Below are 25,051 nucleotides of genomic sequence, written 5' to 3'. Positions count from 1 at the left end.
GGGACTTCCTGAACGCCTGCTGGGCCTGGCCACGTCCGCGTGAGCACTGGCAGGGCCAGATTAGCCCCGGCGGAGGCATCAGGCGTCGATGTCGACGAGGCCCGAAGCGGCCGGGTCGACGGCCCGCTGAGCGGCGTCGTCGGGCAGCGGCGGGGGAGTGCCGCCCCAGGCGGGACACAGGGCACGGTGCTCGCACCAGTCGCACAGGCGGCTGGGGCTGGGACGCCAGTCGCCGGTGTTCGCGGCGTGCTCGATGGCGGTCCACAGGGCCTTGACCTTGCGCTCGACGCCGAGGAGGTCCTGCTCGTCCGGCTCGTAGGCGACGATCTCGCTGTTGCCGAGGTAGACGAGCTGGAGTCGGCGGGGGATCTCGCCGCGCAGGCGCCACAGCACGAGAGCGTAGAACTTCATCTGGAACAGGGCTTTGGCCTCGAAGTACTCGGACGGCGAGCGGCCGGTCTTGTAGTCGACGACGCGCATCGCACCGTTCGGGGCGACGTCGAGCCGGTCGACGTAGCCGCGCAGCGTCAGGCCGTCGATCTCGGTCTCGACGTAGAGCTCGCGCTCGGCCGGCTCGAGGCGCGTGGGGTCCTCGAGGCCGAACCACGTGCCGATGAGGGCGTGTGCGTCGGCGAACCACTCGTCGGTGCGCCCGTCGCGGTCGGCGAGCAGGTCGAGAAGCTCGGGCTCCTCGCTCGTCAGGCGCTCCCACTCGCGGGGGACGATCGAGACGGCCGCCTCGAGGGTGCGCTCGGCGGCCGGGAGGTCGAAGAGCCGCTCGAGGACGGCGTGAACGAGGGTGCCGCGGGCCGTGGCCGGCGTCGGCGGTGAGGGCAGCTTGTCGATGACCCGGAAGCGGTAGAGCATCGGGCAGGTCATGAAGTCGGATGCCCGGCTCGGGGACAGTGCTGCGGCCATGCACCGACCGTACTGGGCCGTGCCGACACCGGCGCCGCGCCACCCACAGCACCCACCCACAGGCACAGCCCTCGCACAGGCCCCGCACTGCCGGCGGCAGCCGGGCGGGGCATAGGGTCGAGGCATGAGCAGCACCGCGCGCCCGGACGCAGGACCCGGGTTGCGGATCGGGGTCATCGCCGGCACTCCCGTGTACCTCGGCCGGTCCTGGCCGCTCATCGTCCTGCTCGTCCTGCTCATCGTCGTGCCCGCGCAGGGCAGCGCCGGCGGGTCCCTCGGGCAGTCGGTCGTCATCGCCGTCGCGTTCGCCCTGATGCTGCTCGTGTCGGTGCTCGTCCACGAGGCGGCGCACGCGCTCGTGGCCCTGTGGCGCGGCCACCGCGTCGACCGCATCGTCGCCGACGTCTGGGGCGGTCACACCGTCTATGACGCGACCTCGAGCACGCCGGTCACCACCGCGCTCGTCGCGGTGGCCGGCCCGCTGTCGAACCTCGCCCTCGCGGCACTGTCGTGGCTCGTGCAGCCGTACGCGAGCGGAGCGGTCGTCGGCGGCGTCCTCGAGGCGGTCACCTACACCAACCTCTTCGTCGGGCTCTACAACCTGCTGCCCGGCCTGCCGCTCGACGGCGGCCAGATCGTCAGCTCGCTCGTGTGGCGGGCCACCGGCCGCAAGGGCACCGGCCTCACCGCCGCCGGCTGGCTCGGGCGTGTCGTCGCCATCGGCAGCGTCCTGTGGTTCGTCGGCCTGCCGCTGCTGCAGGGGCGCACCCCGACGCCCATCGCCCTCGTGTGGACCGCGATGATCGGCTTCTTCCTCTGGCGCGGGGCGTCGGCCGCCATCCGTTCGGGACAGATCCACGACGCCACGGCCGGCCCGGCCACCGAGGTGCTCGACCCTGTCGTGCTCGTCCCGGGCGAGACGAGCCTGGGAGAGGTCGACCGCGGGCTCGCCGTCCCAGCGGCGGGCGCGAGCGCGCCCTATGTCGTCGCCGCCGACCCGGCCGGCTGGCCGCTCGGGCTGCTCGATGCCGAGAGCGCCTCCAGGGTGCCCGCCGACGGCCGCGACCGCACACCGGTGTCCTCGGTCGTCCTCGCGCAGCCGGCCTCATGGGTGGTGGCCCTGGCGGCCGACGCGGTGCTCACCGACCTCATCCGCGTCATGAGCTCGCGTGACCTCTCCTTCGCCGTCGTCGTCGACGAGGCCTCGCGCGAGGTGCGCGGGCTGGCGAGCGCCGAGCGGATCAACACGGTCGTCGGCGCCGAGCTGGCCCGACGCGGGCGCCGCTGAGGCCGTCGCCACCTTCGGCTCGTCCACACCCCCGACCCGCGCGCTCCGGTCGTCCACAGGCCGCGGAGCGCCCCTCGCGCACGCGTCCCGGCGAGCCGACGCTGGGTGCCGGGCGTCGGCCGTCGACACGGTCGTCGCCCCGACCCATCCGACCCACGACGACCCACTGGACGAGCCGAGGAGCACGCATGTCCGCCGACACGACGACCTCACCCCGCACCCGCACCGCCCGGTCCACCCGGTCCACCGGGGGCCGGGAGGCCACCGCGGGGAGCGGACCGGACCCCGCCCACGAGCCGTGCAACGAGGTGCGCCTGCGTGGACGCGTCGGTGCGACGGCGGAGGAGCGGACCCTGCCGAGCGGTGACGTCATCGTCACCTTCCGCGTCGTCGTGGCCCGGCCACCCGTCCGGGGCGCAGCGGCAGCCTCGACGGGGGCGGCGGGCGAGCCTCGGGGCACCCGGGCCACCGTCGACACGCTCGACGTCGTCTGCTGGGCGGCTGCCCCGCGCCGCACCGCCGGGCGCCTCGAGGCGGGCGACGTCGTGGAGGTCGAGGGCGCCCTGCGCCGACGGTTCTTCGGCGTGGCCGGCGGCCGCGCGAGCCGCTACGAGGTGGAGGCCGCGCGCGTCCGGCGGGTGTCCGGAGGGCGTCGCTCCGGCACCTAGACTGTGCTCCCATGACCGACGCCGCCCCGTCTGCCCCGTCCGGATCCGCGCACAGCCGCCGCGGCGTCTTCGAGGTGGGCGAGCGTGTCCAGCTGACCGACCCGAAGGGCCGGCTGCACACGATCACGCTCGAGCCGGGCCGCGAGTTCCACACGCACCGTGGGTTCCTGCGCCACGACGACCTCATCGGCGCCCCTGACGGCTCGGTCGCCGTCAACACGGCCGGGGTCGAGTACCTGGTGCTGCGCCCGCTGCTGTCCGACTGGGTCATGTCGATGCCGCGCGGCGCCGCCGTCGTCTATCCCAAGGACTCCGGCCAGATCGTCCAGATGGCCGACATCTTCCCCGGCGCGACGGTCGTCGAGGCCGGCGTCGGCAGCGGGGCGCTGTCGATGTCGCTGCTGCGTGCCATCGGCGAGCAGGGCCGGCTGCTGTCCTTCGAACGACGGGCCGACTTCGCCGACATCGCCCGCGGCAACGGCCGGGCCTTCTTCGGCGGTGACCACCCGGCCTGGACCATCACCGTCGGCGACCTCGTCGAGTCGCTCCCGGACGCCGCCCCCGCCGGCACCGTCGACCGTGTCGTCCTCGACATGCTCGCGCCGTGGGAGTGCCTCGAGGCGGTGGGCGACGCGCTCGTGCCCGGTGGGGTGCTCATCTGCTACGTCGCGACGGCCACCCAGCTGAGCCGGGTCGCCGAGGGCATCCGGGCCCACGGCGGGTTCACCGAGCCGTCCGCCTGGGAGTCGTTGGTCCGCGGCTGGCACCTCGAGGGTCTGGCCGTGCGCCCGCAGCACCGGATGCACGGCCACACGGGCTTCCTGATCACGACCCGCCGTCTCGCACCCGGTGTCGTCGCCCCCGAGCGCAGGCGACGCCCGGCCAAGGGTGCCTACGGCGAGGGCGACGGCTCGGGCACCGCACCTGCGGGTACCGGCGCCGATGCGTCGGCGGTGACGCCCGGGTCGCTGGCCTCCACCGACGTGCCGGACGACGCGTGGACCTCCGAGGCCCTGGGTGAGCGGGTCAAGAGCGACAAGTCGATCCGCCGCGCGCGGCGGTCACTGGCTGAAACGTCCGACTAGATCCGCCGCGCCCGGGTTAGGGTCGAGGCGTCGCACGTGGTGCGAGTGACGGATGAGGAGGCCGAGATGTCCGACGACGTCTTCAACCCAGACCCCGACGCCATGAGTGGTGCCGGTACCCCGCAGTCGGGGCAGCGTGAGCTCGACGCGCTGCGCGCCGAGGTCCGTGCCCTGCGCGATGCCGCGCGCACGTCGCCGCAGCGCACGCGCGAGCTCGAGGCGCGCCTGACGCACGTCCAGACGAGCCTGTCGACGCTGTCGGCGCAGAACGAGCGCCTCGTGCGGACCCTCAAGGACGCTCGCGAGCAGATCGTCACCCTGAAGAAGGAGGTCGACCGGCTCGCCCAGCCGCCGAGCACGTACGGGATCGTCGTCGACGAGCCCGCCGACGGCTCCGTCGACATCCTCACCGGGGGCCGCAAGATGCGCGTCGCCGTCAGCCCGTCCGTCGACGCGGCCACGCTCGGCGTCGGTCGGGAGGTCATGCTCAACGAGGCCCTCAACGTCGTGTCCGCGCACGGCTACGAGCGCGTCGGCGAGGTCGTCACCGTCAAGGAGAAGCTCGACGACGGCCGGGTCGTCGTCGTCACCCACGGCGACGAGGAGCGGGTCTGCCGACTTGCCGAGCCGCTCACCCACGAACGCATCCGTGTCGGCGACTCGCTGACGCTCGACTCCCGGGCGAACTTCGTCCACGAGGTCGTGCCGAAGCTCGAGGTCGAGGAGCTCGTCCTCGAGGAGGTCCCCGACGTCGCGTACGAGGACATCGGCGGTCTCGGCAGCCAGATCGAGCAGATCCGCGACGCCGTCGAGCTGCCGTTCCTGCACCCCGACCTGTTCCAGGAGCACGCGCTCAAGCCGCCGAAGGGCGTCCTGCTCTACGGGCCTCCCGGCTGCGGCAAGACCCTCATCGCCAAGGCCGTCGCTGCCTCGCTCGCCCGCCAGGTGGCCAAGCGGGCCGCCGACGCCGGCGAGGGCACCGAGGATGCCGACAAGAAGAGCTACTTCCTCAACATCAAGGGCCCCGAGCTGCTCAACAAGTACGTCGGCGAGACCGAGCGGCACATCCGGCTCATCTTCCAGCGCGCCCGCGAGAAGGCGTCCGACGGCACGCCCGTCGTCGTCTTCTTCGACGAGATGGACTCGCTGTTCCGCACCCGGGGGTCCGGCGTCAGCAGCGATGTCGAGACGACGATCGTGCCGCAGCTGCTCGCCGAGATCGACGGCGTCGAGCGGCTCGAGAACGTCATCGTCATCGGCGCCTCCAACCGCGAGGACATGATCGACCCGGCGATCCTGCGACCCGGCCGCCTCGACGCGAAGATCAAGATCGAGCGTCCCGACGCCGAGAGCGCCCGCGACATCTTCAGCAAGTACCTGACGCCGGGGCTGCCTCTGCACGAGCACGACCTCGCCGTCCACGGCGGCGACCGCGACGCGACGATCGAGGCGATGATCACCGCCGCCGTCGAGCGGATGTACTCCGAGATGGAGGAGAACCGCTTCCTCGAGGTCACCTACCAGGGCGGCGACAAGGAGATCCTCTACTTCAAGGACTTCAACTCCGGGGCGATGATCCAGAACATCGTCGACCGGGCCAAGAAGCTCGCGATCAAGGAGTTCCTCACGACGGGGCAGAAGGGCATCCGCGTCGAGCACGTCCTGACCAGCTGCGTCGACGAGTTCAAGGAGAACGAGGACCTGCCCAACACGACCAACCCCGATGACTGGGCGCGGATCAGCGGCAAGAAGGGCGAGCGCATCGTCTACATCCGCACCCTGCTCAAGGGCAAGGACGGCACCGAGCCGGGCCGCTCGATCTCGACGGCCAACACCGGCCAGTACCTCTGAGCCGCAGGCGAACTCACGCGTGAGGGCCGTGACCCATCTGGGTCGCGGCCCTCACCCGTGGGCGGGGGCCGGTCAGGCGGGGGAGGTGGCGCGGCGTCGAGCCAGCAACGCGGCGAGCCCCCGCCAGCCGAGGAGGAAGACGGCCAGCACGACCGAGGCGACGACGACGAAGCTGACAGCCGTGCCGGCACCGGTGAGGTGGCGCAGCAGCATCCCGAACAGCACGGTGGAGAACCACACGGTGACGCCGGGGCCGACCTCGACGGGCCACCGACCCCGCAGCACCCGGACGACGACCCAACCGACGAGGGTGCCGACGAGGAACGGCCACGCAGTCGCGAGCGCGCCCACGACGGGGTTGGACTCGGCGTGGCTGGCGCGCCCGACCGCCGCGAACACGACGACGAGGACGACGTCGATCAGGGCGGCCACGACCGGACGGCGAAGCACAGCGGACACGGGCCGGCTCATGCGGGCGTGTCGAACGGCAGCTTGGCCTGCGGCGGGGCGTGCGTCGGGTCGACGCCCTCGAACAGGGAGCTGATCGAGCGGCCGTGGTGGATGCGGCTGATCGCCTCGGCGAAGAGCGCCGACACCGAACGCACCGTGAGCTCGGGCCAGCCGTCGGGTGGTGGCACGGTGTCGGTGGTGACGACCTCCGTGACGAACGGGTGGTCGCGGAGCCGCTCGACGGCCTTGCCGGCGAAGAGGCCGTGCGTGCAGACGATGGCCGCCTCGGTGGCGCCGGCGTCCTTGAGCCGGTCCATCAGCTCGAGCATCGAGCCACCGGTGGCGATCTCGTCGTCGAGGATGATGGCCCGCTTGCCCGAGACGTCGCCCACGATGGAGTCGATGACGACGCGGTCGTCGGCCACCCGCTGCTTGGACCCGGCGGCGACCGGGAGCCCGAGCAGCCGTGAGAACTGGGTGGCGACCTTGGCGTTGCCGAGGTCGGGGCTCACGACGATGGAACCGGTGAGGTCGGTCGCGCGGAAGTGGTCGGCGAGCACGCCGATCGCGGTGAGATGGTCGACCGGCGTCGAGAAGAAGCCGTGCACCTGCGGTGCGTGCAGCGCCATCGTCAGGACGCGGTGCGCCCCGGCCGTCGTGATCATGTCGGCGACGAGGCGGCCCCCCAGCGAGATGCGGGACGCGTCCTTCTTGTCCGAGCGCGCGTAGGCGTAGTGCGGCATGACCGCCGTGATCTGGGCCGCCGATGCGCCGCGCGCGGCGTCGATCATGAGGAGCAGCTCCATGAGGTGCTCCTGGGTGGGCGGCACGAGTGGCTGCACGATGTAGACGTCGCGCTGGCGGCAGTTCGCGAGCAGCTGGGCCTGGAGGCAGTCGTTGCTGAACCTCTTGATGTCCACGGGGGAGCGGGTCACCCCGAGGTGGGTACAGATCCGGTCGGCGAGCGCCGGGTGAGCCGAGCCGCTGAACACGACCACATCGTTCACTTCGAGCCATCCCTCTCGAGGTCCGCGTGCCCTCGCAGACTAGCCGACGCGACGGGGAGGCGCGCGGGTCAGGACGCCTTTCTGGACGCTTCCGGGATCCTGAGGCGGCCCTCCTCGGACTACCGGGGGCTCGCCGGGCGGTGTGGTGGCACCGAGCACCCTGCCGCGTGAGGCACCATGAGCAGGTGTCGAGCCAATCCGAGGAGCAGCGGACGGCAGGGGAGCCGTCCCCGCCGGAGGGCGAGCAGCACCCCGCGCGCGCCGTCGTGACGTCCCCGACGACGAGCGATGCCGACGCGTCCGAGCCGTCCGAGCCGTCCGAGCCGACGGACGAGCAGCTGCTCGACGTGGACGCGCCGACCCCCGTGCCGCCCGCCGACGTCGAGGTGCTCGAGCCCCCGATCCCCGTGCGGGTGCGGCGGCCGGCCGACGTCGTCCGCCTCGTCATCGCGGTGCTGCTGCTCGTGCTCGGCCTCGTCCTCGCCGACATCGCCTCCGGCACGCGCGGCGCCGTCGAACAGGATCTCACCGAGGCCACGAGCGGCCTGCCGCGCGTGCTGCTCACCCTGCTGGCGTGGCTGAGCGGCATCGGCGTCCTGCTCCTTCCGATCGGCGTGGGCATCGACCTCGTCGTGCGCCGCCGCGGCCTCCAGCTGATCCAGGCGCTCGGTGCCGCGGTCGTGTCCGGCATCCTCGTCATCGTCCTGGCCGTGCTCGTGCAGACCGGGAACGGTGGCTTCCTCACCGAGGTCCTGACCCGCCCGACGAGCACGGGGCACACCGGCCCGCTCGACATCGTCATCGTCACGACGGTGTCCTTGCTCACCGTCGCCGACATCTCGGGGCGCAAGTGGCTCTGGCCCATCGCGGTCACCGTCGTCATCGCGACCCTCGTCACGACGCTGCTGTCCGGGGCGATGACGCTCGCGGCCCTCGCGGCGTCGCTGCTCATCGGCTGGCTCGTCGGCCTGGTCTTCCGCCTCGCGTTCGGCGTCACGACGACCCGCGCGCCGGGCCGCGAGGTCGCCGACGTCCTCGTCGCCACCGGGCTGCCGGTGCGCCGGCTCGAGCTCGTCGACGCCAACGACGCCGGCGACCGCCGCTACGCCGCCACCACCGACTCACGCACGCTCGACGTGCACGTCGTCGACCGTGACACCTTCGGCCTGGCCTCCGGTCGCCGCTTCCTGCGCGTCCTGCGTCTTCGCAGCGGCTTCACGCGGGCCCCGGCGCTGACCCTGCGCTCAGAGCTCGAGCACCGCACCCTCATGGGCCTCGTCCTGGAGGACCTCGGCATCGCGGCGCCACGGCCGGTGTCGGTCGCGGAGGTCGGGGCCTTCTCCGCCGTCATCGCCTACGTCGAGCCCGAGGGCACGCCGCTGGCCGAGATCGGCGACGCGCTCACCGACGCCCAGCTGGCCGCGGTGTTCCGGCTCTCCGAGACGCTGCACCGCCGACGCGTCGCGCACCGGGCGCTGAGCCCGCAGAACGTCCTCGTCGACGGTGACCGCGTCGCCCTCGCCCGGCTCGGCAGTGGCGACGTCGCCGCCGACGACATCAGCCTGCGCATCGACCTCGCCCAGCTGCTGACGACCGTCGCCCTCGCCGTCGGCCCCGAGCGTGCGGCCCGGGCCGCCATCGACACCCTCGGCGAGGACGCCGTCCTGCGCGCCGTGCCGCTGCTGCAGAGCGTCGCCATGACCCCCGACACGCGGGAGGCGCTGCGCGAGCACCGGGGCGTGCTCAAGGACCTGCGCGGCCGGCTCGTCGAGCTGCGCCCGTCCATCGAGCACGTCGAGCCCGTCCAGCTCCGACGCGTGTCGGCGCGGGCGGTCATCACGGTCATCGGTGGCGGCATCGCGGCCTACGTCATCCTCACCCAGCTGACCGAGTTCGACCTCGCGACGATCTTCCGGCAGGCCGACTGGCGCTGGATGGTCGCCCTCGTCGCCGCGGCCGCGCTGACGTTCGCCGGGGCCTCGATCGCGTTGGCCGGTGCAGCGCCGATCCACCTGCGGTTCGTGCGCACCTACATGACCCAGCTCGCGGTCGCCTTCAGCGGTCTCGTCGCCCCGGCGGCGGTCGGCAACATCGCGCTCAACACCCGCTACCTGCAGACCTCCGGGCTGACCCCCACCCTCGCCGGCGCGAGCGTCGGCGTGGCCCAGGTGGCCCAGTTCTGCTCGTACTTCGTGCTGCTCGTCCTCTCCGGCGTGCTCGCGGGCACCGGTCCGTCGGTGTCGTTCAGCCCGTCACCGGTGCTCGTCGCCGTCATCCTCGCCGTCGTCATCGCCGCCCTCGGGCTGCTCGCCGTCCCGAGGATCAGGACCCTGATCACCGAACGCGTCCTGCCACAGGTGCGCTCGGCGATGCCGCAGGTGCTCGAGACCTTCCAGCACCCGCGGCGGCTGGTGCGGCTGCTCGGCGGCGCGCTGCTGCTCGACATGTCGTTCGTCGCGGCGCTCGTGTTCGCAACCCGTGCCTTCGGGGTCGAGCCGAGCGTGGCCTCGGTCGCGGTCGTCTACTTCGCCGGCGCCATCGTGGGCTCGGCGGTCCCGACGCCCGGTGGCCTCGGGGGCATCGAGGCCGCGATGTCCTTCGGGCTCACCGCGATCGGCGTCGACAGCGCAGTCGCGGTGCCGGCGGTCATCCTCTACCGCCTCGCGACGTACTGGCTGCCGATCCCGTTCGGCTGGTTCTCGCTCAACCGCCTCCAGAAGGTCGGCGCCCTCTAGCGCCGCGGCGTCCGGCGCGTGGGAGGCCCGCGTCGTCGCCCCGAACCGGACGGTTAGGGTCGGGCCATGACGGTGCGTCGGATCATGGGCCTGGAGACCGAGTACGGCATCTCGGTGCCCGGCGACCCGCTCGCCAACCCGATGTTCCTGTCCGGCCAGGTCGTCAGCGTGTACGCCGCGGCCCAGGGCATCCGCTCCAACCAGTCGAGCTGGGACTACGCCTTCGAGGACCCGCTGCGCGACGCCCGCGGCTGGCAGCTCGACCGGCAGACCGCCGACCCGAGCCAGCTGACCGACATCGAGGACCCGACCCTCGCCAACGTCGTGCTGACCAACGGCGCCCGCTACTACGTCGACCACGCGCACCCCGAGTACAGCTCGCCCGAGGTGACCCTGCCGCGCGACGCCGTGACGTGGGACCGCGCCGGCGACGCCGTGGCCCTGGAGTCGGTGCGCCTGCTCGCCTCGCGCCCCGGTCAGGCGCCGGTCAACCTCTACAAGAACAACGCCGACGGCAAGGGCCAGTCCTACGGCACCCACGAGAACTACCTCATGCCGCGCCGGACGCCGTTCGCCGACATCGTCCGCCACCTCATCCCGTTCTTCGTGACGCGCCAGGTGATCTGCGGCGCGGGACGCGTCGGGCTCGGCGTCGACAGCAGGGGAGCGGGCTACCAGATCTCCCAGCGCGCCGACTTCTTCGAGACGGAGGTCGGCCTCGAGACCACCCTCAAGCGTCCGATCATCAACACCCGCGACGAGCCGCACGCCGTCGCCGACCGTTACCGGCGGCTGCACGTCATCATCGGGGATGCCACCCATCTCGACGTCTCGACGCTGCTCAAGGTCGGCACGACCTCGCTCGTCCTCGGGATGATCGAGGACGGCCACCTCACCGCCGACTGGTCGGTTCGGCGTCCGGTGGCGACCCTGCAGGCCGTGTCGCACGACCCCGGGCTCACCGAGACGGTCGAGCTCGTCGACGGGCGCACGATGACGGCCCTCGACGTCCAGTGGATGTACCTCGAGGCCGCACGGGCCTGGCTCGACGCCCGGGGCGACGACCCGGTGCCGGAGGCCACGACCGAGGTCATGACGCTGTGGGAGGACGTCCTGACGCGTCTCGGCGGCGACGTGTGGTCGGCCGCGAGGATGGTCGACTGGGTCGCCAAGCTGCGCCTGCTCGAGGGGTACCGCTCGCGTGACGGCCTCGCCTGGGACGACCACCGGCTCGCCGCCATCGACATCCAGTGGGCCGACGTCCGCCCCGAGAAGGGCCTCGTGCACCGCCTGCGCGACCGCGGCAGCACTCTCGAGCTCGTGACCCCCGAGGAGGTGCGCACCGCCCGCACGACGCCGCCCGAGGACACCCGGGCGTGGTTTCGCGGCGAGTGCGTTCGCCGGTTCACCCCCCACGTGTTCTCGGCCAGCTGGGACTCCGTCGTGTTCGACGTGCCCGGGCATGCGAGCCTGCAGCGGGTGCCGATCCTCGACCCCGAGCGCGGCACGCGCGCCCAGGTGGGCGGGCTGCTCGAGGAGAGCGAGGACGTCACGGCCCTGCTGCGTGGGCTCGCGACGCCCGAGTAGCCCACACGTTAGGGTCGTGGTGAGCGATGAGCCCACCTGCCTGCCGGGCTCACCAACATCCAGGAGGTCGCCATGCCGGGTCAGGAACACGCCAAGCCGCAGCGTCGCGAGGACGACCCGCCCGAGGCGCCCGAGGCCCCGCCTGCCGCCCCCGCGGGCGCCGCGGTCAAGGAGGGCCTCGACGACGACATCGACAACGTCCTCGACGAGATCGACGGCGTCCTCGAGTCGAACGCCGAGGAGTTCGTCCGCGGCTTCGTCCAGAAGGGCGGCCAGTGACCCCTCCCGCGCCGGGCGGTCCGAGGCGCCTGGACGACGCCTACCTCGCCGCGGGCTCGTCGTCCTTCACCGACTTCGTGTCGGCGTTCAGGCCCGAGCTGCTGCCCGCCGGTCGCCCGCTGCCCGCCGGCACGAGCATCGAGGCCCCGCACGGCACGACGATCGTCGCCCTCCTCTTCGAGGGCGGCGTCGTCATGGCCGGCGACCGCCGCGCGACGATGGGCAACCTCATCGCCAACCGCGACATGGAGAAGGTCTTCGTCGCCGACGAGTACAGCGTCGTCGGCATCGCCGGCACGGCCGGAATCGCCGTCGAGCTCGTGCGCCTCTACCAGGTCGAGCTCGAGCACTACGAGAAGATCGAGGGCACGATCATGTCGCTCGAGGGCAAGGCCAACCGCCTCGCCTCGATGATCCGCGGCAACCTCGGCCTCGCCATGCAGGGCCTCACCGTCGTGCCGGTGTACGCCGGCTACGACCTCGAGTCCGGCATCGGGCGCATCTTCTCCTACGACGTCACGGGCGGGTGCTACGCCGAGGGCGGGCACCACTCGACCGGCTCCGGGTCCGTCTTCGCCCGGGGCGCGCTCAAGAAGCTCTGGCGCCCCGGCATGGGCGAGGACGCGGCCGTGGCCATCGCCATCGAGGCCCTCTACGACGCCGCCGACGACGACTCCGCCACCGGCGGACCCGACCTCGGGCGCCAGATCTGGCCGACGGTCACGGTCATCGACCACGCCGGAGCGCGGTTCGTGGGCCAGCAGGTCCTCGAGGGGCACGTCCAGCGCGTCGTCGCCGCCCGCCGCGACAACCCCGGAGGTGCGCGATGAGCATGCCGTTCTACGTGCCGCCCGAGCAGGTCATGAAGGACCGGGCCGACTTCGCGCGCAAGGGGATCGCGCGCGGCCGATCGGTCGTCGTGCTCGGCTACGACGAGGGCATCGCCTTCGTCGCGGAGAACCCGTCGCGGGCCCTCCACAAGGTCTCGGAGATCTACGACCGCATCGCCTTCGCTGCCGTCGGGCGCTACAACGAGTTCGAGAGCCTGCGGGTGGCCGGCATCCGCTACGCCGACCTGCGCGGCTACTCCTACGACCGGGCCGACGTCACGGCTCGGGCCCTGGCCAACACGTACGCCCAGACCCTCGGTTCGGTCTTCACCCAGGAGTCCAAGCCGTTCGAGATCGAGATCGTCGTGGCAGAGGTCGGCACCGCCGCCGACGACGACCAGATCTTCCGGCTCACCTACGACGGCTCCGTCGCCGACGAGCGCGGGTTCGTCGTCATGGGCGGTGCCAGCGACGCCGCCGAGGAGCGGATCGGCACGCGCTGGCGGCCCGGTCTCGGCCTCGGCGAGGTGCTGCGCCTCGCCGTCGACGTGCTCGGCCAGGGCGAGAACGGCGACCGGCGCACCCTCGACGCCTCCCAGCTCGAGGTCGCGGTGCTGGATCGCGCCCGGCCGCGCCGCTCCTTCCGACGCGTCGTCGGGCCCGTCCTGACGCGTCTGCTCGACGGCGCCTCGCCGGTACCCGAGGCGTCCGAGACACCTGAGGCGCCGGCCGGGACCGTGGCGCCCGACGCGTCGGGCGACGACCCGACGACACCGACGCCCTCCTGACCGGCCGGTGAACGACGGAGGCCGCCCACCTGATGGTGGGCGGCCTCCGTCGTTCACGGCTCTCGCCGGGACGTGATGGTCAGCGACGCGTGCCGACGGTCCCGCGCTGGTAGTACGACGCCTGGTCCGAGCCGTAGGACGCCTTGCCCTCGGCGCTCTTCTCGGCGTCGGCCTGGGGCGCCTGGTCGTCCTCGTCCGACGCGTCGGCGCCCTCGGCCTCGTCGCTCGCCTCGGCGACGGGAGCGTCGTCCTGGGCGGCCTCGTCGGGCGCCTCGTCGGCCTCCGCGGCGGGCTCGGGCTGCTGCGCCTCGGCGATGGCCTCCTCGGCCGGCGACGGCGTCGCCTCGACCGGCGGCTGGGCGTTGGCCGGCTTCTCGGGGGTGCCGAGGCTGTCCATGAGGGCGCCGCCACCGAGCGTCGCGAGCATCTGGCGCACGTTGGTCAGCTGGGCCGTGATGCTGTCGCGCTGGGCCGTCGCCGCCGACAGCTCGCGGTCGGACTCCTCGCGCAGGCGGGAGGCGTGATCGCGGGCCTCGGAGACGATCTGGTCGGCCTGCGACTGGGCGTTCTCGAGGAGGCGCTGGGCGCGCGTGCGCATCTCCTGCGCGTCGTGCTCGGCGCGCTCGCTCAGCTGGCGCAGGCGCGAGTCGCTCTCGGCGAAGGCCGCCTCCTGCTGCGCGCGCCGCTGGTCGAACTCCTTCTCGGAGGCGTCGCGGCGGGCGGCGAGCTTGACCTCGAGCTCGGCCGAGGCCTGGGAGGCCTTGAGACGGTGGTTCTCGTACTCGGCTGCAGCCTCCTGGCGCTGGGCCGCCGCGACGCTCTGGGCCTCGGCGAGCACCGCCTGCGCCTCACGGTTGGCCTGGGCGATGATGCGCACGGCCTCCTCGTCGGCGCGGGCCCGGGCCTGGTCGGCGTAGGAGGTCGTCGTCGTCTTGAGCTCGTTGGCGGACTTGTTGGCCCGCTCGCGGATCTCCTCGGCCTCGGCCTGCGCCTTGTCACGGATGTCGGACGCCTCCTGGTCGGCGAGCGTCAGGATCTGGGCGATCCGCTCACCGAGGTCGGCGAAGGTCTGCGCCGGCGTCGGCGAGCTGTTCTTCTTGAGGTCGGCCATGACCCGCGACTGCTGACCGAGCTGGCCGCGCAGGTCGGTCAGGGCGGCGTTGAGCTTGGTCAGCTCGACGCTGCGCTCCGCGGCGTCCTTCTTCGCCGCCTGGAGGGTCCGGTTCTGCTGCTCGATGAACGAGTCGACCTCCTCCGGCTCGTAACCGCGGCGGGCGAACTTGAAGTTGGGTCTGTCGATCATTTCCGTCCAATGCAGGGAGGTGGAGGGGGGCGTGAGGGGACAGCCGTCATTGTGTCAGGCCCACCCCGGTTGGTATCACACCGACGGACGCCCATTGAGACGGCACGGTGAATCGTCTCGCGACCGAGACACTCCTCACGGTTGGCGGGTCGGACAGGCGGTCAGTGCAGCCGCACGCGCGGGTCGAGCACGGCGTAGACCATGTCGACGACGATGTTGGCGACGACGACGGCGAGCGAGGCGAACAGGACGATCCCGATGATGACGGGCAGGTCCTGCTGGTTGATCGCGTCGATCGCGGTCTTGCCGAGCCCGGGCAGCGAGAACACGGTCTCGGTGACGACGACGCCGCCGAGCAGGGCGCCGACGTCGATGCCGAACTGCGTCACGACCGGCGTCAGGGCGGCCCGCAGCCCGTGCCGGAGGATGACCCTTCGTTCGCCGATGCCCTTGGAGCGGGCGGTGCGCACGTAGTCCTCGCCGAGGACGTCCAGCATCGAGGCTCGGGTGAGCCTCGTGTACGTCGCCGCGGACACGAGGGCGAGCGTGAACCAGGGCAGGATCAGGTGCTGGACCCACGGCCAGAAGCCGTCGGTCAGGGGTGCGTAGCCGCCGGCCGGGAAGAAGTCGATCCCGGCGAGGGTGAGCCGGAAGTAGAAGAAGTAGAGGAAGAGCAGGCCGAGCAGGAAGGTCGGCATCGAGTAGAAGAAGAGGCTGAAGGCGGTCAGCGACCGGTCGAGGACCGATCGGGGCCGGATCGCCGACAGGACGCCGTTGGTCACCCCGAGCACGATCCAGATGATGGCGCCGCCGATGACGACGGACAGGGTGATGGGCAGCGCCGCGCCGATGATCTCGGTGACTGGCACCTGGTGGTAGTAGTCGTAGCCGAGGTCGCCGCGCACGGCCTTGCCGAGGAAGTCGAGGTACTGCTTCCACACCGGCTGGTCGAGCCCCAGCCGGTGCGAGATGAGGGCCACGGTCTCCGGCGTCGCCTGGCGTCCGGCGAGGGTGCGCGCGACGTTGTTGGGCGCGACGAAGAACAGCGCGAAGACCGCGACGGTGATGAGCCACATGACGAGCACGCCGAGGGCGATGCGGCGGACGAGGAACCGGGACATGTCAGCCTCCTACTCTGCGGCCTTCTCGACGGTGCCGGCCTCGATCTCGATGGTGCTGGCCTGCACCTCGGCGGTGATCCGGTCGGCCCTGGGGTCGAAGGCGTCGCGGATGCCGTCGCCGAACAGGTTGAAGGCGAGCGTCGTGACGAGCAGTGCCAGGCCGGGGAAGACGACGAACCACCAGGCCACCGTGTAGTAGTTCTGCGAGTCGCTGATCATGCCGCCCCAGTCGGCGGTGGGGGGCGGCAGGCCGAGTCCGAGGAAGCTCAGCGTGGCCTCGACGACGATGACGACGGGGATGAGGAGCGAGGCGTAGACGATGACCGGCGCGAGGATGTTGGGCATGATGTCGACGAACATGATCCGGGTGTCGGAGGCGCCGAGCGAGCGAGCGGCCTCGACGAACTCGCGCTCCCTCAGGGAGAGGACCTGGCCCCTGACGATGCGGGCGACGGACGCCCAGCTGAAGAAGCCGATGACGAGCACGGTCACGAGCAGGCTCGGACCGGTGATCGACACGAGGGCGACGGCCACGAGGATGAAGGGGATCGAGAGCACCACGTCGATGAGTCGGGCGAGGACGGTGTCGACGATGCCGCCGAGGAAGCCGGCAGCGAGCCCGATGATGACGCCGATGACGACGGTCAGGGCGGTCGCGACGACGCCGACGAGGAGGGAGATCCGCGCCCCGTAGGCGATCCGGACGAAGATGTCGCGGCCGAGGTCGTCGGTGCCGAGCCAGAACTCGCTCGAGGGTGGGGTCGGCAGGCCGTCCGGGGTCAGTCCGGTCTGCCGGTACTGCTCGTTGACCGGGTGGCCGGTGATGGCGGTGGCGAGCGGCGCGAACACGGCCATGAGGATGATGAGCACGATGACGACCAGCGAGATCATGGCGACGCGGTCGCGGCGCAGGCGCTGCCACGCGAGCAGCCACGGGCTGCGTCCCTCGATGGCCTTCTCGGTGCTTTCCCGCTCCTCTCCGGGGACGGGGGGTTCGGGCGCGATGCCTTCGCTGGACGCCGGCGTGGGCAGGATGCCACTCACCGCTCCTCACCTCCTGTGGTCGTTGCGGCATCGGGTCCACCCGCGCCCACGGCGCCGGGGTGGGCCGTCGGGTCGGGAAGGGCGGACGCGTCACTCACGAGCTCCTCGCCGGCGGCCAGCGGGTGGAAGCACGCGGTCCGGTGCTCCGGCGGGTCGCCGAGCACCGCCTCGAGCGGGGGCACCGACGCGGAGCAGTCGGCCTGGGCTCGCGGGCAGCGGGTGTGGAAGTGGCAGCCGGGCGGGGGATCGGTGGGGGAGGGCAGGTCGCCGACGAGGATGGTCTGGCTGCGGCTGTCGGCGACGTCCGGGTCGGGGATGGGCAGGGCCGACAGCAGCGCCTTGGTGTACGGGTGTCGGGCCGTCGAGAAGAGGTCCTCCGTCGCGGAGATCTCGACGACCTTGCCGAGGTACATGACGGCGATGCGGTCGCTGACGTGCCGGACCACGGACAGGTCGTGGGAGATGAACAGGTACGTCAGGCCGAAGTCGTCCTGCAGGTCGATGAGCAGGTTGATGACCTGGGCCTGGATAGAGACGTCAAGGGCCGAGACCGGCTCGTCGCAGATGACGAGGCGCGGCTGCAGGGCGAGCGCCCGGGCCACCCCGATGCGCTGGCGCTGGCCGCCGGAGAACTCGGCCGGGAACCGGTTGTAGTGCTCGGGGTTGAGCCCGACGCGCTCCATCAGCTCCTGGACACGCTTCTTGATGTCCCGGCCCGAGCCCATCCCGTGGATGACGAAGGGGTCGCCGATGATCGACCCGACGCGCCGGCGCGGGTTGAGCGAGCCGTAGGGGTCCTGGAAGATCATCTGCACCTCGCGGCGCACGGCCCGCAGGTCGCGCCGTTGCAGGTGGGTGACGTCGCGCCCGTCGTAGGTGACGGTGCCCTCGGTGACCTCGTAGAGCCGGGCGATGCACCGGGCGAGGGTCGACTTGCCGCAGCCCGTCTCGCCGACCAGGCCGAGCGTCTCACCGGCGCGGATCTCCAGCGACACGTCGTCGACGGCGTGCACTGCCGCACCGCCGCGTCGCCACCCGCCGGAGTGGACGGGGAAGATCTTGGACACGTGGTCGACGGTGAGCAGCGGCGCGCCCGGGGAACGCCGCGGCGTCGTGGTCGGCGGGGCTTCGGGGTTCGCGGTCATGCCGGCTCCTCCTGCCGGTCGGGGGAGCGGTGGTCAGGTGCGCCCGCCAGGCCAAGGGAGTCGCTGTCCTTGGGCAGGAAGCACGCCGACGTGTGCTCGGGGTCGTTGGCGACCGGCTCGAGCACCGGGAGCTCGCGCCAGCACCGGTCGAACGCGTGGGGGCAGCGCGGCGCGAAGGGGCACCGCGTCGGTGGGTCGATGAGCGAGGGCGGCGTGCCGCCGATCGGCGTCAGGCGTGCCCGCGTACCACCCTGGGCCGGCAGCGATGCGAGCAGACCACGCGTGTACGGGTGGTGACCGAGGTAGAAGATGGTCCGCCGCGGGGCGCGCTCCATGGCACGGCCGGCGTACATGACGACGACGTCGTCGGACATCTGCGCCACGACACCGAGGTCGTGGGTGATGAGGACGATCGCGGTGCCGAACTCCTCCTGCAGCCTGCGCATCACCCCGAGCACCTGGGCCTGCACCGTCACGTCGAGCGCCGTCGTCGGCTCGTCGGCGACGAGCAGGGCCGGGTCGAGGGCCATCGCCATGGCGATCATGGCGCGCTGGCGCATGCCGCCGGAGAACTGGTGCGGGTAGTCGTCGAGCCGCCCGGCCGCGTTCGGGATCCCGACCAGGGCGAGCAGCTCGGCCGCCCGGGCCCGGGCCGTGGCGGTCGCCGTGTCGGGCCGGTGCGCCTTGATCATCTCGACGATCTGCCAGCCCACCGTGTAGTACGGGTGCAGGCTCGAGAGCGGGTCCTGGAAGATCATCCCGATACGGGCGCCGCGGATTCGCTGGAGCGTCTTCGCCGGTGCCCCGAGCAGCTCGACACCGTCGAACGTCGCCGACCCGGACACCCGCGCCCCACGCGTCAGCCCGGTGATCGTCTGCGTCGCGACGCTCTTGCCCGAGCCCGACTCGCCGACGATGGCCAGCGTCGTGCCGCGCTCCACGTGGAAGGACAGGCCGCGCACGGCCTGCACCACCCCGTCGGGCGTGTCGAAGGAGACAGACAGGTCGCGCACCTCGAGCAGGGCCATCGGATCGCCTTTCCGGAGGGTTCCCCGTGGGCCCTGGAGGGGCCCACGGGGACGGCGGTTGGGAAGTGTGACGCTCGGGGCCGGGGACCGTCACCCACCCTGCTTGTCGGCGGTCAGCCACACGTTCGTCGGGTCGTAGTTCTGCATCGACGGCACGTAGACCGGGTTCATGACCTGGCTCGCGTGGTAGTTGGCCTGCTTCGGGTTGGTGATGGGGAAGAACGGCGCGTCCTCCATCACCTTGCGGTCGGCCTTGGCCCACAGGGTGGCCGCGCCCTCCTGCGTCGGGGCCTCGGCGGCCTGCTGGATGAGGGCGTTCGTGCCGGGGTTGTCGTAGAGCCCGAAGTTGCTGCCGACGGGCGGGAAGGAGGGCTCCCCGGAGAACAGCGGGTTGAAGAAGGACAGGGCCGCGTTGCCGTACCAGTCGGCGCCCCACCCGGCGACCGCGAGGTCCCAGACGCCGCGCTTGGCGACCGAGGGCACCTGCAGGTACTTGGTGTAGAAGTCGGCGTTCGGCGAGGGCACGCCCTGAACGGTGATGCCGGCCTTGGACAGGTCCTGCTGCGCCGTCTGGAACACCTTGCTGCTGCCCTGCGAGGAGTTGCGGTAGAGCATCTTGATCGTCAGACCGTTGGGGAACCCGGCGTCGGACAGCATCTGCTTGGCCTTGGCCGCGTCGTACGGGTAGAGGTCGAAGTTCTGCTCACCGCCGACGATGACCGAGGGGAGCACGTGGCTCAGAGCCTCGTTGAGGTTCGGCCCGCCGAGCACCTGGATGAGGTTGGTCCGGTTGAGCGCGTACTCGATGGCCTGGCGGACCTTGACGTTCTGCAGGGCCTTGTTGTTGTTGGGCGAGGACGTGTTGAAGACGATGTAGGGGTTCGACGACGCCGACGGGCCGATCGTCAGGTTCGGGTCCTTCTTGGCGATGAGCGCGGGCAGCTGAGAGGGCGGCGGGAAGTTGTCGAACTCCATGTCGGCGCTGGGCGTCCCCGTCTGCAGCTGCTGCTGGGTCGAGTCCTGGGTCACCGTCTCGTTGATGACGACCTTGTCGACGTAGGCCTTGCGGACCGGGTCGGTGGCGCCGTCCCACGCAGGGTTCCGACTGAAGTTGATGCTCTTCGTCGGCGTGTACGAGTCGATCTGGTACGGCCCGTCCGACAGCGTGTGCTGGCCCAGCTCGGCGCTGCCCGGCAGGTAGGACTCGAACTCCTTGGGCGCCGGCGAGAACGCCGACAGCGTCAGCATGTCGACGAAGTAGCTGGCCGGGCTGTTCAGCGTGAAGACGACGGTCTGGTCATCCTTTGCGACGACACCGGGCAACGGCGTCTTGTCCATGTAGGCCGCCAGGGCCGCCGGCGTCTTGCCGGCGTTGGCGAACCCGTCGCAGAACGCCTTGAAGCCGGCGATGAGGTTCTCGTAGTCGGGCAGGCCGCCGAACGGCTGCACCGGGTTGCACGTGCGCTTGACCCCGCGCACCATGTCGGCCGCCGTCACCTGGCGGGGCGGGGAGGTGTTCCACTTGGCGCCGGAGCGGATCTTGATCGTGTAGACCTTGCCGTCGTTGCTGATCCCGCTGCCTTGCGTCGGCATCGACTCGGCCAGGTCGGGGACCGGCTTGGTCGTCTGCCCCTCGAGGGCCGGGTAGGTGAACAGCTGCCGGCTCCACAGCCGCAGCGCGAGGTAGCCGAGGGAGTAGTAGCTGACGTTCGGGTCCATGTAGTCGACGTCGCCGCTGCCGAGCATGTTGAGCGTCCCGCCCTTGACCGGCGTCGCCGACGAGCCGCCGCCCCCGGTGGTCGTGCCGCCGGTTCCGCCGCTGGAGGTGCAGGCGGCGAGCGTGAGAGCGCCGGCGGTCACGGCCGCCAGGGCTCCCACCGTCCACGTCCTGTGTGGCATCTCGATCTCCCTTGGTGTCGGGGTCACCGACCGCCGGCCGGTGCGGCCACCGGTGGTCGGGTGGCCGTCGTCGCCACGCTAGGCAGGTGGAGGTCCTGCGCCGACCGCGTCCGTGGCGATGTCACGAGATCGCAAAGTGACCGTCACACAAGGGGCTCCGGTGGTCACGCAGCCGTCACGGACCCACTCGTCTTCCGGTCCCTCGATCGGCGCCGACGTATATTGACGCCATGGGGCGACGGGTGCTTCTCGTCGAGGACGACGCCCGAGTCAGACGCGTCCTGCGGCTGGCCCTCGAGGACGAGGGCTTCACGGTGCTGGAGGCGGCCGATGGCGCGCAGTGCCTCGAGCGGCTTGCCGAGGGCGAGCCTGACGTCGTCCTGCTCGACCTCATGCTGCCCGACCGCGACGGCTTCTCGGTGTGCCGCGAGGTGCGCCGGGGCAGTGAGGTGCCGGTCATCATGGTCACGGCGCGCACCGACAGCCACGACGTCGTCGCCGGCCTCGAGTCAGGCGCCGACGACTACGTCACCAAGCCGCTCGTCGCCAAGGAACTCGCGGCCCGCATCCGCGCCCTGCTGCGACGCACCGAGCCGATGCTCGGAGGGCGCGCGCCGCGCCAGATCGTGTCCGGTGACCTCGTCATCGGCGTCGAGGAGGGTGTCGTGACGCTCGCCGGTGCCCCGGTCGGCCTGACCCGCACCGAGTTCCGTCTCCTCGTCGAGCTGGCCACGGCCGAGGGCCGCATCTGCAGCCGGGAGCAGCTGCTCGACCGGGTCTGGGGCTACGACTACTTCGGCGACAGCCGCATCGTCGACGTACACATCCGGCGCCTGCGCACGAAGGTCGAGCGCGACCCGGCCAACCCGAGGCACGTCGTCACGGCTCGCGGCCTCGGCTACCGGCTCGCGGGCTGAGGCGGCGGACGTGCCTGCGGCGCAGAGCGTCTCGCGCCCACGGCGTCGGGCGAGGCCATGGCGTGCGCTCTCCCTCCGGGCCCGCCTCGAGGTCTCCTTCGGCCTGCTGGCGCTCGCCATCTCGGCGCTGCTCTCGGTCGTGTCCTGGGTCGTCGTGTCGCGCTACCTGCTCGCCCAGCGCGAGCAGGTGGCCGTAACCGAGACGGCGCTCGACCGTGCGTCCCTGGGTGTCGGCCTGGCCCGGCCGGGCGCCTCACCGGGGTCGGTCGTCAGCGGGCTGCCCTCGAACGACGCAGCGGCGTCCGTGGCGTTCGTCGGCGGCCAGTGGTACGGCACGAAGTCGGAGCTGGCCCCGGGGGCGATCCCCGACTCGCTGCTTGCGACGGTCTCGCACGGCCAGGGCGCCACGCAGCGGGTCGGCGTCGACGGTGGCCTCTACCTCGTCGTCGGGATGCCCTTGGGCCGTCAGGGCGAGGCGGTGTTCGAGGTGTTCTCGCTCGTCGAGCTCGACCAGACGCTGACGACGATGGGGTGGGTCCTCGCGTCCGTGGCCGTGGCGACGACCTTCGTCGGGGCTGCCCTCGGGCGGTGGGCGAGCGGCGTCGCGCTGCGGCCCCTGACCGAGCTGACGCGGGTCGCGGGCGAGGTGGCCGGCGGGCGTCTCGACGCACGCCTCGTCCCACGGGGCGACCCCGACCTCGACCCGCTCGCCGCGTCGTTCAACCGCACCGTCAACGAGCTCGAGCACCGGGTGCGGGCCGACTCCCGCTTCGCCGTCGACGTCAGCCACGAGCTGCGCACGCCGCTGACGACGATGCTCAACTCGATGGAGGTCATCAGCAACCGACGGGCCCTGCTCCCGGAGTCGGTTCGTGAGCCGGTCGACCTGCTCGCCGACGACCTCGACCGGTTCCGCACCCTCGTCGTCGACCTGCTCGAGATCTCGCGCCACGACGCGGGGGAGGGGCTCGTCCTCGAGCGTGCCGACGTCGGTGAGCTGACGCGTCGCGCCGCTGACGCCGCCGCCGGACGCGCCGTGACAAGCGTCGCCGACGGCGCCGACCTCATGGGCGCCGTCGACAAGCGGCGCCTCGAGCGGGTCGTCGCCAACCTCGTCGGCAACGCCGAGACGCATGGCGGCGGCTGCCGGCAGGTGCGGGTGGAACGCGTCGGTGACGCGGCGCACATCACTGTCGACGACGCGGGCCCGGGCATCCACTCGGCCCAGCGCACCAGGGTGTTCGACCGGTTCGCCCGGGCCGGGGGGGACCCGGGCCAGGGCGTGGGCCTGGGCCTGGCCATCGTCCAGCGCCACGTGGCCGCCCACGGCGGCGCCGTGCACGCCGAGGAGTCGCCGGAGGGAGGTGCCCGACTTGTCGTCGACCTCCCGCTTCGCTGAGCACGTCGGCAGGTCCGGTCGGTCCGGTCGGTCCGGTCGGTCCGGCCGATCCGGACCGGGCCGGCGCCTCGCCGCGGCCATGCTCGGCCTGGCGGCCGTCCTCCTGCCTGCGGCGTGCACGCTGACACCGGAGGCCGAGCCGGTCCCGCTGCAGCTGCCCGACCCCCCGGGGCCCGACCGGGCCAGCAGCACCACACGCACCGACGCCGTGCCCCTGACGATGCAGGTCTACCTCGTGCACGGGGACCGGCTCCAGCGGGTCACCCGGACGGTGCCGGAGGGGATCGGGATGGGGCCGGTGCTGGACGCGCTGACCCAACCGCTCAACCAGGTCGAGCTCGCCAACGGGCTGCGCACGGCCGTGCCGGTGTCGACGCGCTCACTCACGGCCGACCTGACGATGCAGGGGACAGCACGCGTCAGCGTCCCGACGGGTTTCGACCGGCTGGCCCTGCGGGACCAGCAGCTCGCGGTCGCCCAGATCGTCTTCACGGTGAGCGCCAACACGCTGGCCAGCGACGTGCAGCTCGTCAGCGGCACGCGCGTCGTGCCCGTGCCGGACGCCCACGGCGCGCTCGTGTCGACGCCGGTGGCGCGCTCGGACTACGCCGACCTCGCTCCGACCGGATGACCGGCTGGCCCGGATCCGTCTCAGCGAGAACGGAGCTCGGCGATGACGGCGAGCTCGTCGGCACGGTCGAGCCCCGCCCGGGTGCGCGGTCGGTCGAGCCCGAGGTGCTCCTCCCACGCGAGCGCGTCGCGCACGGTGTCGGCGAGCGGGCGCTGGGCGAGGCCGAGCGAGCGGGCCGCCGAGGTGTCGCGGTCCTGGAAGCCGAGCCAGTCGACGTCGTGCAGCCACAGGGGCAGCGAGCGGGGCCCCATGTACTCCTCGACCGACGCGGCTGCGAGCGCCTCGTCGCTGGCGGGCACCCGCTCACCCTCGAACCCCGACGCGTCTGCGGCCGCGTCGAGCACCGAGCCGAGGGGCGTCGTGGCCCCGGAGGCGTTGAGGACGCCGGTGGTGCCGGCGAGCCCGGCGGACAACAGCCACGCCGCGAGGTCGTCGACGTGGACCCACTGGACCGGCCGGGCGGTCTGCTCGGGCACGAGGACCGGGCCGCCGTCGCGGGCGGCCAGGGCGAAGCGCGAGGGCCAGTAGCCGAATCGTTCGCTCGGGTCGCCCGACCCGACGATGAGGCCCGAGCGCGCGACGAGGGCGGCGCCGTCCCGGGCCTCGAGCACGGCCTGCTCGCACGCGACCTTTCCCTCGCCGTACTGCTCGACCGTCGCCTCGTCGGCCTCGAGCGCCGGCAGGAGCGCGGCCGACTCGTCGGCGGCGTGGTCGGCGTGCGAGGCGTACACCGAGCACGAGCTGACGAATGCCCACGCGTCCGCCCGGTCCGACAGGGCCGCGACGGCGCCGCGCACGTGCCCGGGCTGGCGGGCGACGTCGACGACGAGGTCCCACGGCCGGTCGGGCAGGTCGGCGTAGGCGTCGGGGCGCGACCGGTCGCCCCGCACCAGCGTGACGCCGTCCGGGACCGTGCCGGACGCGCCACGGGCGAGGCACGTCACGTGGTGCCCGGCGTCCCGAGCGAGGGCGGCGACGCGGCCCCCGAGCCACGAGGTGCCGCCGAGGACGAGGACCGAGGACGCGGGTGAGGTCATGGCGCCAGCACACCACGGGCACGCCATCGGCGCACCGAACG

At 72.2% G+C, this 25,051-nt stretch carries 22 protein-coding genes; 12 read left to right on the top strand and 10 right to left on the bottom strand.

Annotated elements, in window-relative coordinates:
• Window positions 1-78 precede the first annotated feature (78 nt).
• Entirely contained in the window at window positions 79-918 is an 840-nt protein-coding gene (locus tag AC3A5R_RS08835) for a RecB family exonuclease (protein ID WP_487620379.1), read from the bottom strand.
• Window positions 919-1,042: 124 nt separating this feature from the next.
• Between AC3A5R_RS08835 and AC3A5R_RS08830 the strand changes: the two genes are divergently transcribed.
• From AC3A5R_RS08830 to arc, 4 genes are all read left to right on the top strand, one after another.
• Entirely contained in the window at window positions 1,043-2,206 is a 1,164-nt protein-coding gene (locus AC3A5R_RS08830; RefSeq protein ID WP_487620378.1) for a site-2 protease family protein, read from the top strand.
• Between the two features lie 188 nt (window positions 2,207-2,394).
• A complete protein-coding gene (locus tag AC3A5R_RS08825) occupies window positions 2,395-2,874 on the top strand; it encodes a single-stranded DNA-binding protein (RefSeq protein ID WP_487620377.1) in 480 nt (159 codons plus the stop codon).
• An 11-nt stretch (window positions 2,875-2,885) separates the two neighbouring features.
• Window positions 2,886-3,959, top strand: coding sequence for a tRNA (adenine-N1)-methyltransferase (locus AC3A5R_RS08820; protein WP_487620376.1), 1,074 nt, complete (start codon window positions 2,886-2,888; stop codon window positions 3,957-3,959).
• Between the two features lie 66 nt (window positions 3,960-4,025).
• A complete protein-coding gene (arc, locus tag AC3A5R_RS08815) occupies window positions 4,026-5,810 on the top strand; it encodes a proteasome ATPase (protein ID WP_487620375.1) in 1,785 nt (594 codons plus the stop codon).
• A 72-nt stretch (window positions 5,811-5,882) separates the two neighbouring features.
• Here the strand turns inward: arc and AC3A5R_RS08810 are convergent, their stop codons facing one another.
• Together AC3A5R_RS08810 and AC3A5R_RS08805 are read right to left on the bottom strand one after the other, a co-directional pair.
• Window positions 5,883-6,269, bottom strand: a complete 387-nt coding sequence (locus AC3A5R_RS08810; RefSeq protein WP_487620374.1) for a DUF3054 domain-containing protein — start codon at window positions 6,267-6,269, stop codon at window positions 5,883-5,885.
• A gap of 8 nt (window positions 6,270-6,277) precedes the next feature.
• A complete protein-coding gene (locus AC3A5R_RS08805) occupies window positions 6,278-7,267 on the bottom strand; it encodes a ribose-phosphate diphosphokinase (protein WP_487620373.1) in 990 nt (329 codons plus the stop codon).
• A gap of 185 nt (window positions 7,268-7,452) precedes the next feature.
• Here AC3A5R_RS08805 and AC3A5R_RS08800 point away from each other — a divergent pair, with 185 nt between their 5' ends.
• From AC3A5R_RS08800 to prcA, 5 genes are all read left to right on the top strand, one after another.
• Window positions 7,453-10,002, top strand: a complete 2,550-nt coding sequence (locus tag AC3A5R_RS08800) for a lysylphosphatidylglycerol synthase domain-containing protein (protein ID WP_487620372.1) — start codon at window positions 7,453-7,455, stop codon at window positions 10,000-10,002.
• Between the two features lie 66 nt (window positions 10,003-10,068).
• On the top strand, window positions 10,069-11,589 hold the full coding sequence (gene dop / locus AC3A5R_RS08795; protein WP_487620371.1) for a depupylase/deamidase Dop: 1,521 nt from the start codon (window positions 10,069-10,071) through the stop codon (window positions 11,587-11,589).
• 72 nt (window positions 11,590-11,661) lie between these two features.
• Window positions 11,662-11,868, top strand: a complete 207-nt coding sequence (locus AC3A5R_RS08790) for a ubiquitin-like protein Pup (RefSeq protein WP_487620370.1) — start codon at window positions 11,662-11,664, stop codon at window positions 11,866-11,868.
• Window positions 11,865-12,698: a proteasome subunit beta gene (gene prcB / locus AC3A5R_RS08785; RefSeq protein ID WP_487620369.1), complete on the top strand. Its 834-nt coding sequence runs from the start codon at window positions 11,865-11,867 to the stop codon at window positions 12,696-12,698. The genes AC3A5R_RS08790 and prcB overlap by 4 nt, the downstream gene beginning before the upstream one ends.
• Window positions 12,695-13,486 carry a proteasome subunit alpha gene (prcA, locus tag AC3A5R_RS08780; RefSeq protein ID WP_487620368.1) on the top strand — a complete coding sequence of 264 codons (792 nt, stop codon included), beginning with the start codon at window positions 12,695-12,697 and terminating at the stop codon, window positions 13,484-13,486. Before prcB ends, prcA begins: the two co-directional genes overlap by 4 nt.
• A gap of 79 nt (window positions 13,487-13,565) precedes the next feature.
• Here the strand turns inward: prcA and AC3A5R_RS08775 are convergent, their stop codons facing one another.
• The 6 genes from AC3A5R_RS08775 to AC3A5R_RS08750 form a co-directional block, all read right to left on the bottom strand.
• Complete coding sequence (locus AC3A5R_RS08775; protein WP_487620367.1) at window positions 13,566-14,789, bottom strand: coiled-coil domain-containing protein; 1,224 nt, start codon at window positions 14,787-14,789, stop codon at window positions 13,566-13,568.
• Between the two features lie 161 nt (window positions 14,790-14,950).
• Window positions 14,951-15,910 carry an ABC transporter permease gene (locus tag AC3A5R_RS08770; RefSeq protein WP_487620366.1) on the bottom strand — a complete coding sequence of 320 codons (960 nt, stop codon included), beginning with the start codon at window positions 15,908-15,910 and terminating at the stop codon, window positions 14,951-14,953.
• Between the two features lie 9 nt (window positions 15,911-15,919).
• On the bottom strand, window positions 15,920-16,954 hold the full coding sequence (locus tag AC3A5R_RS08765) for an ABC transporter permease (protein WP_487620365.1): 1,035 nt from the start codon (window positions 16,952-16,954) through the stop codon (window positions 15,920-15,922).
• On the bottom strand, window positions 16,951-18,099 hold the full coding sequence (locus AC3A5R_RS08760; protein WP_487620364.1) for an ABC transporter ATP-binding protein: 1,149 nt from the start codon (window positions 18,097-18,099) through the stop codon (window positions 16,951-16,953). Before AC3A5R_RS08760 ends, AC3A5R_RS08765 begins: the two co-directional genes overlap by 4 nt.
• On the bottom strand, window positions 18,096-19,127 hold the full coding sequence (locus tag AC3A5R_RS08755) for an ABC transporter ATP-binding protein (protein WP_487620363.1): 1,032 nt from the start codon (window positions 19,125-19,127) through the stop codon (window positions 18,096-18,098). The genes AC3A5R_RS08760 and AC3A5R_RS08755 overlap by 4 nt, the downstream gene beginning before the upstream one ends.
• A gap of 90 nt (window positions 19,128-19,217) precedes the next feature.
• Window positions 19,218-21,026: an ABC transporter substrate-binding protein gene (locus AC3A5R_RS08750; protein WP_487620362.1), complete on the bottom strand. Its 1,809-nt coding sequence runs from the start codon at window positions 21,024-21,026 to the stop codon at window positions 19,218-19,220.
• A 230-nt stretch (window positions 21,027-21,256) separates the two neighbouring features.
• Here AC3A5R_RS08750 and AC3A5R_RS08745 point away from each other — a divergent pair, with 230 nt between their 5' ends.
• Genes AC3A5R_RS08745 through AC3A5R_RS08735 form a run of 3 tightly spaced genes read left to right on the top strand, consistent with a single transcriptional unit; the run spans window position 21,257 to window position 23,973 of the window.
• Window positions 21,257-21,943 (top strand): response regulator, encoded by a 687-nt coding sequence (locus AC3A5R_RS08745; protein WP_487620361.1) that lies wholly within the window; start codon window positions 21,257-21,259, stop codon window positions 21,941-21,943.
• 10 nt (window positions 21,944-21,953) lie between these two features.
• Complete coding sequence (locus AC3A5R_RS08740; protein WP_487620360.1) at window positions 21,954-23,342, top strand: HAMP domain-containing sensor histidine kinase; 1,389 nt, start codon at window positions 21,954-21,956, stop codon at window positions 23,340-23,342.
• Window positions 23,317-23,973 (top strand): GerMN domain-containing protein, encoded by a 657-nt coding sequence (locus AC3A5R_RS08735; RefSeq protein WP_487620359.1) that lies wholly within the window; start codon window positions 23,317-23,319, stop codon window positions 23,971-23,973. Before AC3A5R_RS08740 ends, AC3A5R_RS08735 begins: the two co-directional genes overlap by 26 nt.
• Window positions 23,974-23,993: 20 nt before the next feature.
• Here AC3A5R_RS08735 and AC3A5R_RS08730 read toward each other — a convergent pair whose 3' ends face one another.
• Window positions 23,994-25,010, bottom strand: a complete 1,017-nt coding sequence (locus AC3A5R_RS08730) for an NAD-dependent epimerase/dehydratase family protein (protein WP_487620358.1) — start codon at window positions 25,008-25,010, stop codon at window positions 23,994-23,996.
• Window positions 25,011-25,051: the final 41 nt, after the last annotated feature.

The organism is Intrasporangium sp. Soil_C_50, from assembly GCF_057656595.1.
The sequence above is the reverse complement of the archived record's forward strand: the minus strand, read 5'-3'. Positions and strand labels throughout refer to the sequence as shown.

Bases quoted from the DNA above. Each gene is read 5' to 3' on its own strand.
- AC3A5R_RS08835 (WP_487620379.1), bottom strand. From the start codon at position 918: ATGGCCGCAGCACTGTCCCCGAGCCGGGCATCCGACTTCATGACCTGC.
- AC3A5R_RS08750 (WP_487620362.1), bottom strand. From the start codon at position 21,026: ATGCCACACAGGACGTGGACGGTGGGAGCCCTGGCGGCCGTGACCGCC.
- AC3A5R_RS08745 (WP_487620361.1), top strand. From the start codon at position 21,257: ATGGGGCGACGGGTGCTTCTCGTCGAGGACGACGCCCGAGTCAGACGC.
- AC3A5R_RS08830 (WP_487620378.1), top strand. From the start codon at position 1,043: ATGAGCAGCACCGCGCGCCCGGACGCAGGACCCGGGTTGCGGATCGGG.
- AC3A5R_RS08770 (WP_487620366.1), bottom strand. From the start codon at position 15,910: ATGTCCCGGTTCCTCGTCCGCCGCATCGCCCTCGGCGTGCTCGTCATG.
- AC3A5R_RS08790 (WP_487620370.1), top strand. From the start codon at position 11,662: ATGCCGGGTCAGGAACACGCCAAGCCGCAGCGTCGCGAGGACGACCCG.
- AC3A5R_RS08730 (WP_487620358.1), bottom strand. From the start codon at position 25,010: ATGACCTCACCCGCGTCCTCGGTCCTCGTCCTCGGCGGCACCTCGTGG.
- AC3A5R_RS08760 (WP_487620364.1), bottom strand. From the start codon at position 18,099: ATGACCGCGAACCCCGAAGCCCCGCCGACCACGACGCCGCGGCGTTCC.
- prcA (WP_487620368.1), top strand. From the start codon at position 12,695: ATGAGCATGCCGTTCTACGTGCCGCCCGAGCAGGTCATGAAGGACCGG.
- AC3A5R_RS08825 (WP_487620377.1), top strand. From the start codon at position 2,395: ATGTCCGCCGACACGACGACCTCACCCCGCACCCGCACCGCCCGGTCC.
- arc (WP_487620375.1), top strand. From the start codon at position 4,026: ATGTCCGACGACGTCTTCAACCCAGACCCCGACGCCATGAGTGGTGCC.
- dop (WP_487620371.1), top strand. From the start codon at position 10,069: ATGACGGTGCGTCGGATCATGGGCCTGGAGACCGAGTACGGCATCTCG.
- AC3A5R_RS08755 (WP_487620363.1), bottom strand. From the start codon at position 19,127: ATGGCCCTGCTCGAGGTGCGCGACCTGTCTGTCTCCTTCGACACGCCC.
- AC3A5R_RS08820 (WP_487620376.1), top strand. From the start codon at position 2,886: ATGACCGACGCCGCCCCGTCTGCCCCGTCCGGATCCGCGCACAGCCGC.
- AC3A5R_RS08775 (WP_487620367.1), bottom strand. From the start codon at position 14,789: ATGATCGACAGACCCAACTTCAAGTTCGCCCGCCGCGGTTACGAGCCG.